The sequence below is a fragment of the Pseudomonas knackmussii B13 genome (genome assembly GCF_000689415.1).
GTDB classification, from domain to species: Bacteria; Pseudomonadota; Gammaproteobacteria; order Pseudomonadales; family Pseudomonadaceae; genus Pseudomonas; species Pseudomonas knackmussii.
Window position 1 is genome coordinate 815,200 of record NZ_HG322950.1, and the last position, 13,770, is coordinate 828,969.

Sequence of the window (13,770 nt, forward strand, 5' to 3'; positions counted from 1 at the left end):
CCGTATTGCCGCTGTGGGAGCAGCACGTCGAGTTGGTCGAGGCGCAGACGCGCCAGGCCACCGGCGGGCTGGTGGACAAGTTCACCCAGATCGGCATCCAGATTCGCCAGGCCCTGGACCTGGGCGGCGCCGATCACGGCGGCCGCGTCTTCGCAGTGCTGCGCGGCGCCCAGGTCGAGCTGCCGCAGGCGCTGCAGCGCCTGGACGAGACCCGCGACCAGCGCGAGCGCTTCCTCGATGAGATCCGTGAGCTGGAAGGTTTCGTCGGCGAGCTGCACAGCATGGCCGAGGACGTGGCGAAGATCGCCTCGCAGACCAACTTGCTGGCACTCAATGCAGCCATCGAGGCGGCGCGCGCCGGCGAGAGCGGTCGCGGTTTCGCGGTGGTGGCCGACGAGGTGCGCAAGCTCTCCTCGCTGTCCGGCAGCACCGGTTCGAAGATCACCGAGAAGGTCCAGATCATGGCGCAGTCGATGCAGGCCATGGTCGCCCACGCCGAAAACATGACCGAGCAGAGTCGCAGCAGCACGCGGGAGGCCGAAGGCATTGTCGGCAAGGTGCTCGGCGAGCTGGGCGACGGCATCAGCAGCCTGGAGCAGCGCCTGCAGACCCTCAGCGCGAGCAGCCTGGAGGTCGAGCACGCGGTCAACGGCGTGCTCGTCGACCTGCAGTTCCAGGACCGCGTGAGCCAGATCATTTCCCACGTGGGCGCCGACATGGCGCGCCTCGGCCAGCGCCTGGGCGACTCGCCGGTGCCCGCCAGCCGCGACTGGCTGCGCGAGCTGGAAGCCAGCTACACGACCCTGGAACAGCAGCACGTGCACCACGGGCAGAGCCCCGTCGCGGCCGCGCAGCAGTCCTCGGTGACCTTCTTCTGATCGATCCGGAACAGGACAGACTTCGTATGGGCAAGACCGTGCTGGTAGTGGATGACTCGTCGAGCTTTCGACAGGTGGTGAGCATCGCCCTAAAGGGAGCGGGCTACGACGTGCTGGAGGCCAGCGACGGCAAGGATGCGCTGGGCAAGCTCGATGGCCGCAAGATCAACCTGATCGTCTCCGACGTGAACATGCCGGTGATGGACGGCATCAGCTTCGTCAAATCGGCCAAGCAACTGGCGGCCTACAAGTTCACCCCGGTGATCATGCTGACCACCGAGGCCGGCGAGGCGAAGAAGGCCGAGGGCAAGGCCGCCGGCGTGCGCGCCTGGGTGGTCAAGCCGTTCCAGCCGCCGGTGCTGCTCGACGCCGTGGCCAAGCTGATCCTGCCCTGAAGGACCTGACATGGCGACTCTGCACAGAGCTGGCGAAGCGCCCGGCAACGCCTTTCGCCTGGAAGGCGAGCTGAACATCTTCCACGGTGCCCGCCTGCGCGACGAACTGCTCGCGCTCCTGGCCGAGCACGCCGACCTGGAGCTGGACCTGGCGGATGTCGTCGACTGCGACAGCTGCGGCATCCAGCTGTTGCTGCTGCTCAAGCGCGAAGCGCGGCGGCAGGACAAACGCCTGGCGCTGATGAACCACTCGGCCTGCGTCGCCGAGGTCATCCAACTGCTCAACCTGGGCATGGAACTGGGCGATCCGCTGGTGCTGCCGGCCGACCACGGGAGGGCTTCGGCATGAACCTCGACCAGGCCCGTGGCGCCCTCGTGCAAGAGGGCCGCGAACTGTTGGTGGCGATGGAAGAGGCGCTGCTGGAGATCGAAGCCAGCGGCTACAGCGCCGACCACGTCAACGCCATCTTCCGCGCGGCACACACCATCAAGGGCTCGGCCGGCCTGTTCGGCCTGCAGCTGCTGGTCAGCTTCACCCACGGGGTGGAAAGCCTGCTCGACCAGGTGCGCAACGACGAAGTCGAGCTGGACGGCCCGATGCTCTCGCTGCTGCTCGACTGCGGCGACTACATCGGCAGCCTGCTGGACGCCGTGGATCGCGGCGAAGACGAAACCGACCCCGCTCCCGAGCTGCGCGCGCTGTTGCTGGCGAGCCTGGAGCGCTACCTGAGCGCACCTGCGGCGGCCGCAGCGCCGGTCGCGCTGGCCGAGGTGGTCAGCCAGGGCCGCGTCGACGTGCTGGAGAGCGACAGCGTTTCCAGCGGGCTCTGGCACATTTCCCTGCGCCCGGCCGGCGACGTGCTGCGCAACGGCCTCGACCCGCTGTCCTTCCTGCGCTACCTGCAGAAGCTCGGCAAGATCGTCTACCTGCACACCCTGACCGAGGCGCTGCCGCCGGCCGAGGACTTCGATGCCGAGGTCTGCTACCTCGGCTACGAGATCGAGTTCGACTCGACGGCCAGCCGCCAGGAAATCGAGGACGCCTTCGAATTCATCCGCGACGATTGCCACCTGCACATCATCGCCCCGCACAGCGCCATCCAGACCTACACCCAGCTGATCGGCAGCCTACCGGAGACGCCCGCGCGCCTGGGCGAGATCCTGGTCAAGTGCGGCGCACTGACGCCCCACGAGCTGCAACGCGTGCTCGAGCAGCAGAGCGAGGCGCAGCAGCCGGCGCCGCCGCTGGGCAGCCTGCTGGTGGCCGAGCAACTGGTCGCACCGCCGGTGATCAACGCCGCGCTGAACAAGCAGAAACAGGTCGAGGAGCGCCGCGCCCACGAGCAGGTATTCATCAAGGTCGAGGTGGGCAAGCTCGATACCCTGATCAACCTGGTCGGCGAACTGGTGATCGCCGGCGCCGCCGCCAGCCTGTCGCTGCGCCAGGGCGACACCGGCGCCATGGCCGAGGCCAACGAGGAAGTGACCTCGCTGGTGGAGCGCATCCGCGATGCCTCGCTGTCGCTGCGCATGGTCGCCATCGGCGAGGTGTTCCAGCGCTTCCCGCGGGTGGTTCGCGATATCAGCAAGGAGCTGGGCAAGGACATCGAACTGCTGGTCACCGGCGCCGAGACCGAACTGGACAAGTCCATGGTCGAGAAGCTCGCCGACCCGCTCATGCACATCGTGCGCAACGCCATGGACCACGGCATCGAACCCTCGGAACAGCGCCTGGCCAATGGCAAGCCGGCCAGCGGCACCCTGCGCCTGAACGCCTTCCACGAGTCGGGCAGCATCGTCATCGAGGTCGGCGACGACGGCCGCGGCCTGGACCGCGAACGCATCCTCGCCAAGGCCATCGAGAAAGGGCTGGTACAGCCGGAGCAGGTGCTCAGCGAGCGGGAAATCTTCCAGCTGATCTTCGAGCCCGGCTTCTCCACCGCCGCCGCGGTGACCAACCTTTCCGGCCGCGGCGTGGGCATGGATGTGGTGCGACGCAACATCGAGCAGCTGCGCGGCGAAGTCGAGGTACTCAGCGAATTCGGCTGTGGCACCACGGTGCGCATCCGCCTGCCGCTGACCCTGGCGATCATCGACGGCTTCCTCGTGCGGGTCGCCGGCGAATCCTTCGTGCTGCCCCTGGACCTGGTGGTGGAGTGCGTCGACCTCGGCCGGCAGAGCGGCCAGCACGACCTGCTCAACCTTCGCGGCGAGCCGTTGCCGTTCGTGCGCCTAGGCGAACTCTTCGGCCTGGCGCCGAGCCTGGGCCAGCGCGAGAGCCTGGTGGTCCTGCAGTTCGGCCAGGAGCGCGCGGGGCTGGTGGTCGACCAGCTCGGCGGCGAGTTCCAGGCGGTGATCAAGCCGCTGGGCCACATATTCGCCATGAACAGGGTACTCAGCGGCTCCACCATCCTCGGCGACGGGAGCGTGGCGCTGATCCTCGACGTACCCCATCTGATACAGCGTGCCAGCGAAGCAGCTGAACAACTGGCCAGGCTTCCGCCGGCAGACGCGATGCGTCCTGCCGCGGGAAGCCTGGCCGATTAGAAATCACGGGAGAGAAGACAATGTTCGACAAGATGAAAGTGGGGACTCGCCTCTTCCTGCTCGCGGGGGTGCTGATCTGCTGCATGGTGTGCCTCGGCCTGCTGGGCATATTCGGCATGCGCGCCACCAACCAGGGGCTGGAGACCGTCTACAACGACCGCGTGGTGCCATTGCGCGACCTGAAGCTGATCGCCGACCGCTACGCCGTGAACATAGTCGACACCTCGCACAAGGTGCGCATCGGAAACCTTGGTTGGGAAGAGGGGCGGCGCAACGTGGAACAGGCCCAGGCCGACGTGCGCGACGCCTGGCAGCGCTACACCGCGACCTCGATGGTGCACGAGGAGCAGGCCCTGGTGGAGGAACTGCGACCGCTGCTCAGGGACGCCGACCAGTCGGTGGGCACGCTCGTGCAGGTGCTTTCCGCTCACGACCAGGCGGGACTCGAGCAGTTCATCAAGGAGCAGCTGTACCAGAAGATCGATCCGGTGTCGGCGCGCTTCGGCCAACTGGTCGACTTGCAGCTGCGCGTCGCCAAGCAGCAGTACGACCTCGCCAACGACCGCTACTGGACCATCTTCAGCCTGGTCACCGGCTGCATCGTCGCCGGCCTGATCCTCGCCGCCGTGCTCTGCACTCTGATCACCCGCAGCCTGTTGCGCCAGCTCGGCGGCGAGCCCCGCGAGGCCGCCGAATACCTGCAGCGTGTTGCCGGTGGCGACCTGACCGTGGACATCCCACTGCGCAACGGCGACCAGCAGAGCATGCTGGCGAACCTGCAACAGATGGTGCTCAAGCTGCGCGGCATCATGGGCGACGTGCGCATCACCGCCGACTCCCTGGCCTCGGCTTCCGAGCAGGTTGCCGCTTCCGCCCAGGCGCTGAGCCAGAACGCTTCCGAGCAGGCGGCCAACGTCGAGGAAACCAGTGCCTCGGTGGAGCAGATCGCCGCCACCGTGGCGCAGAACAGCGAGAATGCCAAGGTCACCGACAGCATGGCCAGCCAGTCGTCGAAGGACGCGGAAGAGGGCGGCTCGGCGGTGCGCGCGATGGTCGACGCCATGCGCCAGATCGCCGACAAGATCGGCATCATCGACGACATCGCCTACCAGACCAATCTGCTGGCGCTGAACGCGGCCATCGAAGCGGCGCGTGCCGGCGACCACGGCAAGGGCTTCGCCGTGGTGGCGGCGGAAGTGCGCAAGCTGGCCGAACGCAGCCAGGTGGCCGCGCAGGAAATCGGCGCGGTGGCCGGCGACAGCGTGACCCTGGCCGAACGCGCCGGGACCCTGCTGGAAAAGATGGTGCCGTCGATCCGCAAGACCGCCGACCTGGTGCAGGAAATCGCTTCCGCTTCGCGCGAGCAGAACACCGGCCTCGAGCAGATCAACCTGGCGGTGACCCAGCTGGCGCAGACCACCCAGGTCAACGCCTCGGCGTCCGAGGAGCTGTCCTCGACCTCCGAGGAGATGAGCGGCCAGGCCGTGCAGTTGCAGGAGATGATCCAGTACTTCCGCATCAGCGACCGCGGCCTGCCGAGCAAGCCGGCGCCGGCTCCGGTGCGTGCCGAGTCCCGCGGCGCCAGCACGCCGCGACCGCTGCACTCGACCAAGACTCGCCGGCAGCTGCACGAGGAGCCCATCGATGAATCCTCCTTCAGCCGTTTCTAGGAGGCTGCGATGAGCAATCTGCCCGTCCGCACCAGGGCCCAGGACCTGGTGCAGGTCGAGTCCTCGCCGGCGCAGCAGTTCCTCACCCTGTCCCTGGGTGATGAGCTGTTCGCCCTGCCGATCGAGCACATCCGCGAGATCATCGAATTCGGCGGCCTGACGCGCATCCCGCTGATGCCCCCCTTCCTGCGCGGGGTCATCAACCTGCGCGGCGCCGTGGTACCGGTCATCGACCTGGCGGTGCGCTTCGGTCGCGAGCACACGGTGATCGCCCGGCGTACCTGCATCGTCATCGTCGAGGTGGCGCTGGGCGACGGCCTGCAACTGCTTGGCGTGATCGTCGATGCGGTGAACGAGGTGCTCGCGGTGGATGCCGATCAGCTGGAGGCGCGTCCGGCCTTCGGCGCGCGCATCCGCGCCGACTTCATCTCCGGCATCCTCAAGCAGAACGATCAGTTCATCGTGGTGCTGAACATTCCCCAGGTCCTGTCGCTCGACGAGCTGGCGGAGCTGGTCGGCGCGCTCGATCAAAGTGGCCTCTGAGGAATCCAGGATGGAGTGCGCCGCAGCACCGGCATCGGGCCTCGATATCCCGCTGAGCGAGCTGGAGTTCCGCCAGCTGCAGGGGTTGTTCTACGAGCGCGTCGGACTGCAGCTGCAGCCGGTGAAGAAGTCGCTGATCTGCGGCCGCCTGGCCAAGCGCCTGATCGCCCTGCAGCTATCCAGCTACCAGGCCTACTACCAGCTGCTGGTGTCCCCGCAGGGGCGCGCCGAGCTGGAGGTGGCGATCGACCTGATCACCACCCACGAGACCTATTTCTTCCGCGAGCCCAAGCACTTCGAGTTCCTCAGCCAGCGCATCCTGCCGCAGCTGCGGGCGCAGGATGAGTTCCGCGCCTGGAGCGCCGCCAGCTCCACCGGCGAGGAGGCCTACACCCTGGCCATGCTGCTCGACCGCGAGCGTGCGCAGTTGCCCTGGAGCATCGTCGCCACCGATGTCAGCCAGCAGGTGCTGCACAGCGCCCGTCGCGGTCTCTACGTGATGGCGCGCGGCGAGCGGATTCCGCTGGAGCTGCTCAAGCGCTATTGCCTGAAGGGCCGCGACCGCTACGAAGGGCACTTCCTGGTGGAGCGCGTGCTGCGCGAGCGGGTCGACTTCCGCTACGCGAACCTGATCGACGAGAACCCCGAGCTGGGCCAGTTCGACCTGATCCTGCTGCGCAACGTGCTGATCTATTTCGACGTGCCGACCAAGCTCAAGGTGCTGAAGAGCGTGGTGGATCGCCTCAAGCCGGGCGGCTGGCTGATGGTCGGCCACTCCGAGGCGCTGCACGACACCGCGCTGCCCCTGGAGCTGGTGAGCTCGTCGATCTACCGCAAGGTGGGCCGATGAGTTCGAAGTGCTTCCTCAATCCCGGCGGCTGGTACTTCGGCGGCGGCGAGGGCTTCGTCGAGACCCTGCTGGGGCCGTGCATCGCCATCGTCGTCTGGTTCCCCTCGGCCCGCATGGGTGGCATCTGCCACTTCCAGCTGCCGGGGTCGCGGCGGGTGGCCGAGCACGCCCGCCAGCTGGATGGCCGCTATGGGTACGACGCCTGGGTCTGGCTCAAGCAGCAGGCGCGGGTCCAGGCGCTGCGCATGGAAGAGGCCGAGGTCAAGCTGTTCGGCGGCGCGCGCAGCCTGACCGGCGCGGCCAGCCAGCGCTCGACCGACATCGGGCGGCAGAACATCGTCTTCGTCGAGCAGTTGCTGGCCGAAGCGGGCGTGAAGGTGGTCGGGCGCGACCTGGGCGGCGAGGGCTGCCGCTACCTGCGCTTCGACCTCGCCACTGGCGCGGTCTGGGTGCGCCGTGGCGGCGCCCTGACGGTTCGCGCGAAGGAGGGAGCCGGTAAATGAGCATCAAGGTCATGATCGTCGACGACTCGGCGGTGATGCGCGAAGTGATGCAGCAGATGCTCCAGGGCTATGCCGACATCGAGGTGATAGGCGCGGCCATGGACCCGCTGCTGGCATTGCAGAAGATGGAGCGCGCCTGGCCGGACGTGATCCTCCTCGACGTCGAGATGCCGCGCATGGACGGTATCACCTTCCTGCGCCAGATCATGTCCACGCGGCCGACGCCGGTGGTGATCTGCTCGACCCTCACCGAGAAGGGCGCCGACATCACCCTGCAGGCCCTGGCGGCCGGAGCGGTAGAGGTCATCTGCAAGCCGACCTCCGGCCTGCGCGACTTTCTCCAGGCCAGCGTGCAGGAACTGGTGGGCGCGATCCGCACCGCGGCCCGTGCGCGGGCGCGGCCATCGGCGCCGATGCCGGCGCCGGAATTCAAACGCAGCGCCGATGCGCTGCTCAGCCTGCCAGGTAATGCGCTGCTCAACCAGCGCACTACCGAGCGCATCGTGGTGATGGGCACGTCCACCGGCGGCACCCAGGCGCTGGAGCATGTGCTCTGCCAGCTGCCGCTGAACGCCCCGGGCATCGCCATCGTCCAGCACATGCCGGAGAAGTTCACCCGCAGCTTCGCCCAGCGCCTGGACTCGTTATGCGCGATCGAAGTACGTGAGGCACAGGATGGCGACCGCATCCTGCCCGGCCGCGCGCTGATCGCCCCCGGTGGCCGGCACCTGCTGGTGCGCCGCAGCGGCGCGCAGTACCTGGTCGAGGTGCGCGACGGCCCGCTGGTCAGCCGGCATCGGCCATCGGTGGATGTGCTGTTCCGCTCCGCCGCCGTGCATGCCGGTCGCAACGCCCTGGGCGTGATCATGACCGGCATGGGCGACGACGGCGCGCGCGGGCTGAAGGAAATGCATGAGGCGGGCGCGCGGACCTGCGCCCAGGACGAAGACAGTTGCGTGGTGTTCGGTATGCCCAAGGAAGCCATCAGGCTGGGCGGGGTGGACCAGGTCGTGAGCCTGGAGCGGATTGCCCAGGTGGTCACGGAGTGGCGTTGAGCGAGGTGAAGGAATTGATACCGGACAGACTTCCAGAGCATGTGCTGATCATCGACGACAGCGAGATACAGCGGCACTTCATGGCCGAGCTGTGCCGCGATTTCGGCATCCGCGGCATCCTGCATGCCGAGGACGGCCGCCGTGCGATCGAGCTGCTGAAGAGCCAACCGCAGATCGAGGCGATCATCCTCGACCTGGAAATGCCCCACATGGACGGCGTGCAGGTGCTCCACGAGCTGGCGAACCTCGGCCTGGACCCGGCGGTGATAGTCGCCAGCGCCCGCGAGAACACCCTGCTCAACGTGGTCGAGAGCCTCGGCAAGAGCCTCGGCCTGCGCCTGCTCGGCGTGCTGCGCAAGCCGGTGCTGCGCGACCAGCTGGTCTCCAGCCTGAGCCGCTACTCGGCGGTGCAGTTGCGCAGCGAGGGCGAGGAGCAATACGACAGCGGCCCCGAACTCAGCGTGCGCGACGTGCAGCGTGCCGTGCGCAATCGCGAGTTCGAGGCCTACTTCCAGCCCAAGATCGCCCTGCAGGACGGCCGCCTGAAAGGGGTCGAGGCTCTGGTGCGCTGGAACCACCCCGTATACGGCATGCTGCCGCCGGGGCGTTTCATGGAGCTGGTCGAGCGCAGCCAGTTCATCTCCGAACTGACCCTGCAGATGCTCGACCAGTCCCTGCGCCATTGCCTGGTCTGGCAGGCCGCGGGCCTGGAGCTGAGCGTGTCGATCAACGTCTCGGCGCGCTCGCTCGCCGACTCGTTGCTGGCCGACGCCATCATCGACCGCGTGAGCGCCAGCGGCATCCCACCCTGCCGGGTGATCCTGGAAATCACCGAAAGCGCGATCATGACCGACCTCAGCACTACCCTCGGCACCCTGGCGCGCCTGCGCCTGAAGGGCTTCGGCCTGTCGGTGGACGACTACGGCACCGGCTTCTCCTGCATGCTCCAGCTGTCCCGCGTGCCCTGCACCGAGCTCAAGGTGGACCGCGCCTTCGTCAATGGCGCGTGCCAGAGCACGCACCTGCGCGTGCTGCTGGAAAGCGCGCTGGACATCGCCCGCAAGTTCAACCTGCGGGTGGTCGCCGAAGGCGTGGAGACCGAGGACGACTGGATGCTGCTGCGCAACCTGGGTTGCGACGAGGCCCAGGGCTACCTGCTGGCGCGGCCGATGCCCGGTTGGCAGCTGCTGGGCTGGTGGGATGAACACGCGGTGCGCCTGAGCCACATCGCTTGAGCGGACGACGCCAGGGCGATTCGGTCGGACTCTGGCCGAATTGGCCGCGCCGCTGGCGAATTTCCCCCTATGGTCAAGCTATGAACCGTGATTCACTGCTTCAAAGATGTGAATCCGGATTCAGAGCATGGCCTACCGACTGACCGAAGCTCGTCTGCAGAAGGACGGCGAACAGCGCGAACGCATCCTCCAACTGGCCCTGGCGCGCGTTGCCGAGGGCGGGTTCGCTGCGCTGACCATGCAGGGGCTGGCGGAGGAGGCGGGCATCGCCACCGGCAGCCTCTATCGCTATTTCCGTGGCAAGGGTGAGTTGGCCGCCGAGGTCTTCGCCCGCGCCAGCCAGCGCGAAGTGGACGCCCTGGCCCTGGTCCTGCGCGGCGCCGGCGCGCCCGCCGAACGCCTTACCCAAGGGCTGCTGCAGTTCGCCCGGCGCGCCTGGGACAGCCGTCGGCTGGCATTCGCGCTGATCGCCGAGCCGGTCGAGCCGGAGGTCGACGAGCAGCGCCTGCTCTACCGCGAAGCCTACGCCGAGTTGTTCGTCGAACTGCTCGAAGACGGCACCCGCCAGGGACATTTCCGCCCTGGCCCGCCGTCGCTGGTCGCCGCCTGCGTGGTCGGCGCGATCGCCGAATCCCTGGTCGGCCCGCTGTCGCCGCCGGCCCGTGCCGCCCGCGATGCCGGGCACCCCAGCCTGAGCCTGGAGCAAGTCAGCCAGGCCCTCGTGCAATTCTGCCTGCGCGCCGTCGGCGCGCCCCTGCCGGAGGATGAGCGATGAACCTGCACCCGTACGCCGAAACCCACGAAGTGACCAACCAGGTACCGCCGCTGGACGGTGCCAACCTGTACCGCGTCGACCTGCCATTGCAGGAGTGGGTGCGCCGCTACGACGGCGGCTGGGCCGAGCAGCGCCTCGACACCTACGGCGCGCTGGCTGGTGGTCCGCTGATGGCCGCGGGCTTCCTGGCCAACGAAAACAAGCCGGTATTCAAGAGCCACGACCGCTACGGCCACCGCATCGACCTGGTGGAATTCCACCCGGCCTACCACGAGCTGATGAGCACGGCCATCGCCCACGGCATCCCGTCGCTGCCCTGGACCGACCCGCGCGCCGGCGCCAACGTCGCCCGCGCCGGCATGAGCTACCTGCACAGCCAGGCCGAGGCCGGCAGCGGCTGTCCGCTGACCATGACCTTCGCCAGCGTGCCGGCGCTGCGCCTGCAACCGGACGTGGCCGAGAAGTGGCTGCCGAAGATCCTTGCCACCGAGTACGACCCGCGCAACCTGCCGATCGAGCAGAAGAGCGGCGCAACCATCGGCATGGCGATGACCGAGAAGCAGGGCGGCACCGACGTGCGCGCCAACACCACGCGCGCCTACCCGGTCGGCATCCCCGGCCCGGGCCAGGCCTACGAGCTGGTCGGCCACAAGTGGTTCTGCTCGGCGCCGATGTGCGACGCCTTCCTCACCCTGGCCTACACCGACAAGGGCCTCTCCTGCTTCCTGCTGCCGCGCCACCGTCCGGACGGCACGCGCAACGAGTTCTACGTGCAGCGCCTGAAGAACAAGCTGGGCAACTGGTCGAACGCCTCCAGCGAGGTCGAGTACCGCGGCGCCTTCGCCTGGATGATCGGCGAGGAAGGGCGCGGCGTGCCGACCATCATCGAGATGGTCTCGCTGACCCGTTTCGACTGCATGGTCGGCTCCAGCTCGCTGATGCGCCAGGCGCTGACCCAGGCCGCGCACCACTGCGCTTACCGCCAGGTCGGCGGCCGCGTGCTGGCCGAGCAGCCGCTGATGCAGAACGTGCTGGCCGACCTCGCGCTGGAAAGCGAAGCCGCGCTGGCGCTGACCATGCGCATGGGCCGCGCGCTGGACCACCTGCATGACGAGCAGGAAGACAAGTTCGCCCGCCTGGTCACCGCCGTGGGCAAGTACTGGATCTGCAAGCGCGCCCCCGCGATGATCAACGAGGCCGCCGAATGCCTGGGCGGCGCCGGCTACGTCGAAGACACCATCCTGCCGCGCCTGTACCGCGAAGCACCGGTCAACTCCACTTGGGAAGGTTCCGGCAACGTGCAGTGCCTGGACGTGCTGCGCGCCCTGTCGAAGGAGCCGGGCGTGCTCGACGCTCTCTTCACTGAACTGGGCGACGGCCACGGCGATGCACGATTGGGCGCGTTCATCGGCAAACTGAAAGCGTCCTTCGCCGATACCGCCGACATCCAGTTCCGCGCCCGCCAGCTCACCGAAGACGTCGCCGTGGCGCTGCAAGCCAAGTTGCTGCTGGAAGCCGGCAACGCCACCGTCGCCGACGCCTTCATCGGCAGCCGCCTGGGCGGCGGCGGTCGCGTCTACGGCACCCTGCCGCGCGGCACCGACGCCGAGGCCCTGCTGGCGCGCTCGACGCCGCACCTGGCCTGACTCCGACCGGCCGGGAGCCGCGAGGCTCCCGGCGGCGGGAACTCTTCCTGTCGATTGGCCGACCAACAGCGAACGCTGTCATCCCTTTCCTGCGCGGAAGCAGGCAAGATGGAACCGATCGTCCAGACAGGAAGCCCATCATGAATGCCGAGAACGGCAATACCTTCGTCGTCGCCCACACCGCCGAAGAGGCGGTCGACCACCTGGCCGAGCTGCACCAGCGCGCCACCGGGGCGCTGAGCCAAGCCCTGCGGCGCTACCTGAAAACCCGTGAGCAGCCTGCCGCCGAAGAGCGCGCGCTGTTCCGTTACCCGCTGCTGCGTCTGACCTACCTGTGCCAGGGCGAAGTGCCCTCGACCACCCGCGCCTACGCCAAGGTGCAGACGCCGGGCACCTACGCCGTCACCATCACCCAGCCCGATGCCTTCCGTAAGTACCTGCTGGAGCAGCTGCGGCCGCTGATGGAAGATTTCACCGTGCGCATCGAGGTCGGCCCCAGCGAGCAGAACATCCCCTATCCCTATGTGGTGGAGCAGGGCGACGAGCTGGCCGGTTCCGGCGTGACCGCCGCGGAGCTGGCGCGGGTGTTCCCCAGCACCGACCTGTCGGCCACCTCCGACAGCATCGCCGACGGCCTCTACCAGTGGGAGACCGCCGACCCCATGCCGCTGGCGCTGTTCGACGCCGCCCGCACCGACTTCTCGCTGCGCCGCCTGGTGCACTACACCGGCAGCGACTGGCGCCACGTACAGCCGTGGATCCTGCTGACCAACTACCACCGCTACGTCGATCAGTTCATCCACACCGGCCTCGAGCGCCTGCGCGACGACCCGCGCTTCGTGCGCATGGTGCTGCCGGGCAACGTGATCATCGAACGCGGCATGGACGAAGGCGAGGCCAACGCCATCATCGCCAGCGTCGAATGGCATCGTTTCCAGATGCCGGCCTACCACCTGATCGCCAGCGACGGCGACGGCGTCACCCTGGTCAACATCGGCGTCGGCCCGTCCAACGCGAAGAACATCACCGACCACCTGGCCGTGCTGCGGCCGCACTGCTGGCTGATGATTGGCCACTGCGGCGGCCTGCGGCAGTCGCAGACCATCGGCGACTACGTGCTGGCCCACGCCTACATGCGCCGCGACGGCATCCTCGACCGCGTGCTGCCGCCGCACATTCCGGTGCCGGCCCTGGCCGAAGTGCAGGTAGCCCTGCAGGAGGCCGCGGCGCTGGTCACCGGCGAGCGTGGCGAGTCCCTGAAGCGGCGCCTGCGCACCGGCACCGTGCTGACCTACGACGACCGCAACTGGGAGCTGCACTGGGCCCAGGAGCGCCCGCTGATCAACCTGGCGCGGGCGGTGGCGGTGGACATGGAGAGCGGCACCATCGCCGCCCAGGGTTACCGCTTGCGGGTGCCATACGGCACGCTGCTGTGCGTGTCGGACAAGCCGCTGCACAGCGAGATCAAGCTGCCCGGCGCGGCGACGTCCTTCTACCAGCGCGCGGTGAGCCAGCACCTGGCGATCGGCATCGCCGCCGTCGACCTGCTGCGCACCCAGCTCAACTCGCTGCACTCGCGCAAGCTGCGCAGCTTCGACGAGCCGCCGTTCCGCTGATCCAGCGCAAGGCCACGGCCGATAGCCGCTCGCGCGGAAATCGGCCGTGGCAGGATG

Annotated in this window: 12 protein-coding genes and 2 pseudogenes; all 14 read left to right on the top strand. The window is 68.0% G+C overall.

Features of this window, described 5'->3' with window-relative positions:
- Positions 1–284: 284 nt before the first annotated feature.
- Positions 285–878, top strand: a pseudogene (locus PKB_RS30475) (methyl-accepting chemotaxis protein); the annotation flags it as partial.
- A gap of 26 nt (positions 879–904) precedes the next feature.
- Entirely contained in the window at positions 905–1,273 is a 369-nt protein-coding gene (locus tag PKB_RS03925) for a response regulator (RefSeq protein ID WP_043249191.1), read from the top strand.
- A 10-nt stretch (positions 1,274–1,283) separates the two neighbouring features.
- Entirely contained in the window at positions 1,284–1,622 is a 339-nt protein-coding gene (locus PKB_RS03930; protein ID WP_052355169.1) for an STAS domain-containing protein, read from the top strand.
- Positions 1,619–3,820, top strand: coding sequence for a chemotaxis protein CheA (locus PKB_RS03935; protein ID WP_052355170.1), 2,202 nt, complete (start codon positions 1,619–1,621; stop codon positions 3,818–3,820). Before PKB_RS03930 ends, PKB_RS03935 begins: the two co-directional genes overlap by 4 nt.
- Positions 3,821–3,852: 32 nt before the next feature.
- Positions 3,853–4,377, top strand: a pseudogene (locus PKB_RS30480) (MCP four helix bundle domain-containing protein); the annotation flags it as partial.
- Positions 4,378–4,815: 438 nt separating this feature from the next.
- Positions 4,816–5,490 (top strand): methyl-accepting chemotaxis protein, encoded by a 675-nt coding sequence (locus tag PKB_RS30485; protein WP_479687524.1) that lies wholly within the window; start codon positions 4,816–4,818, stop codon positions 5,488–5,490.
- 9 nt (positions 5,491–5,499) lie between these two features.
- A complete protein-coding gene (locus tag PKB_RS03945) occupies positions 5,500–6,033 on the top strand; it encodes a chemotaxis protein CheW (protein WP_043249193.1) in 534 nt (177 codons plus the stop codon).
- A 10-nt stretch (positions 6,034–6,043) separates the two neighbouring features.
- Complete coding sequence (locus tag PKB_RS03950; RefSeq protein ID WP_052355171.1) at positions 6,044–6,883, top strand: CheR family methyltransferase; 840 nt, start codon at positions 6,044–6,046, stop codon at positions 6,881–6,883.
- A complete protein-coding gene (locus tag PKB_RS03955; protein ID WP_052355172.1) occupies positions 6,880–7,386 on the top strand; it encodes a chemotaxis protein CheD in 507 nt (168 codons plus the stop codon). Before PKB_RS03950 ends, PKB_RS03955 begins: the two co-directional genes overlap by 4 nt.
- Positions 7,383–8,441, top strand: coding sequence for a protein-glutamate methylesterase/protein-glutamine glutaminase (locus PKB_RS03960; RefSeq protein WP_043249194.1), 1,059 nt, complete (start codon positions 7,383–7,385; stop codon positions 8,439–8,441). Before PKB_RS03955 ends, PKB_RS03960 begins: the two co-directional genes overlap by 4 nt.
- Positions 8,442–8,446: 5 nt before the next feature.
- Positions 8,447–9,676 carry an EAL domain-containing response regulator gene (locus PKB_RS03965; protein ID WP_242411235.1) on the top strand — a complete coding sequence of 410 codons (1,230 nt, stop codon included), beginning with the start codon at positions 8,447–8,449 and terminating at the stop codon, positions 9,674–9,676.
- A gap of 127 nt (positions 9,677–9,803) precedes the next feature.
- Positions 9,804–10,451 carry a TetR/AcrR family transcriptional regulator gene (locus PKB_RS03970; RefSeq protein WP_043249196.1) on the top strand — a complete coding sequence of 216 codons (648 nt, stop codon included), beginning with the start codon at positions 9,804–9,806 and terminating at the stop codon, positions 10,449–10,451.
- Entirely contained in the window at positions 10,448–12,097 is a 1,650-nt protein-coding gene (locus PKB_RS03975) for an acyl-CoA dehydrogenase family protein (RefSeq protein ID WP_043249197.1), read from the top strand. Before PKB_RS03970 ends, PKB_RS03975 begins: the two co-directional genes overlap by 4 nt.
- A gap of 140 nt (positions 12,098–12,237) precedes the next feature.
- Positions 12,238–13,713, top strand: coding sequence for an AMP nucleosidase (gene amn / locus PKB_RS03980; RefSeq protein ID WP_043249198.1), 1,476 nt, complete (start codon positions 12,238–12,240; stop codon positions 13,711–13,713).
- The last annotated feature ends 57 nt before the right edge of the window (positions 13,714–13,770 follow it).

Excerpts from the sequence above, each read along its gene's own strand:
- PKB_RS03975 (WP_043249197.1), top strand. The coding sequence starts at position 10,448 with ATGAACCTGCACCCGTACGCCGAAACCCACGAAGTGACCAACCAGGTA.
- PKB_RS03970 (WP_043249196.1), top strand. The coding sequence starts at position 9,804 with ATGGCCTACCGACTGACCGAAGCTCGTCTGCAGAAGGACGGCGAACAG.
- PKB_RS30485 (WP_479687524.1), top strand. The coding sequence starts at position 4,816 with ATGGCCAGCCAGTCGTCGAAGGACGCGGAAGAGGGCGGCTCGGCGGTG.
- PKB_RS03945 (WP_043249193.1), top strand. The coding sequence starts at position 5,500 with ATGAGCAATCTGCCCGTCCGCACCAGGGCCCAGGACCTGGTGCAGGTC.
- PKB_RS03930 (WP_052355169.1), top strand. The coding sequence starts at position 1,284 with ATGGCGACTCTGCACAGAGCTGGCGAAGCGCCCGGCAACGCCTTTCGC.
- amn (WP_043249198.1), top strand. The coding sequence starts at position 12,238 with ATGAATGCCGAGAACGGCAATACCTTCGTCGTCGCCCACACCGCCGAA.
- PKB_RS03950 (WP_052355171.1), top strand. The coding sequence starts at position 6,044 with ATGGAGTGCGCCGCAGCACCGGCATCGGGCCTCGATATCCCGCTGAGC.
- PKB_RS03935 (WP_052355170.1), top strand. The coding sequence starts at position 1,619 with ATGAACCTCGACCAGGCCCGTGGCGCCCTCGTGCAAGAGGGCCGCGAA.
- PKB_RS03960 (WP_043249194.1), top strand. The coding sequence starts at position 7,383 with ATGAGCATCAAGGTCATGATCGTCGACGACTCGGCGGTGATGCGCGAA.
- PKB_RS03955 (WP_052355172.1), top strand. The coding sequence starts at position 6,880 with ATGAGTTCGAAGTGCTTCCTCAATCCCGGCGGCTGGTACTTCGGCGGC.
- PKB_RS03925 (WP_043249191.1), top strand. The coding sequence starts at position 905 with ATGGGCAAGACCGTGCTGGTAGTGGATGACTCGTCGAGCTTTCGACAG.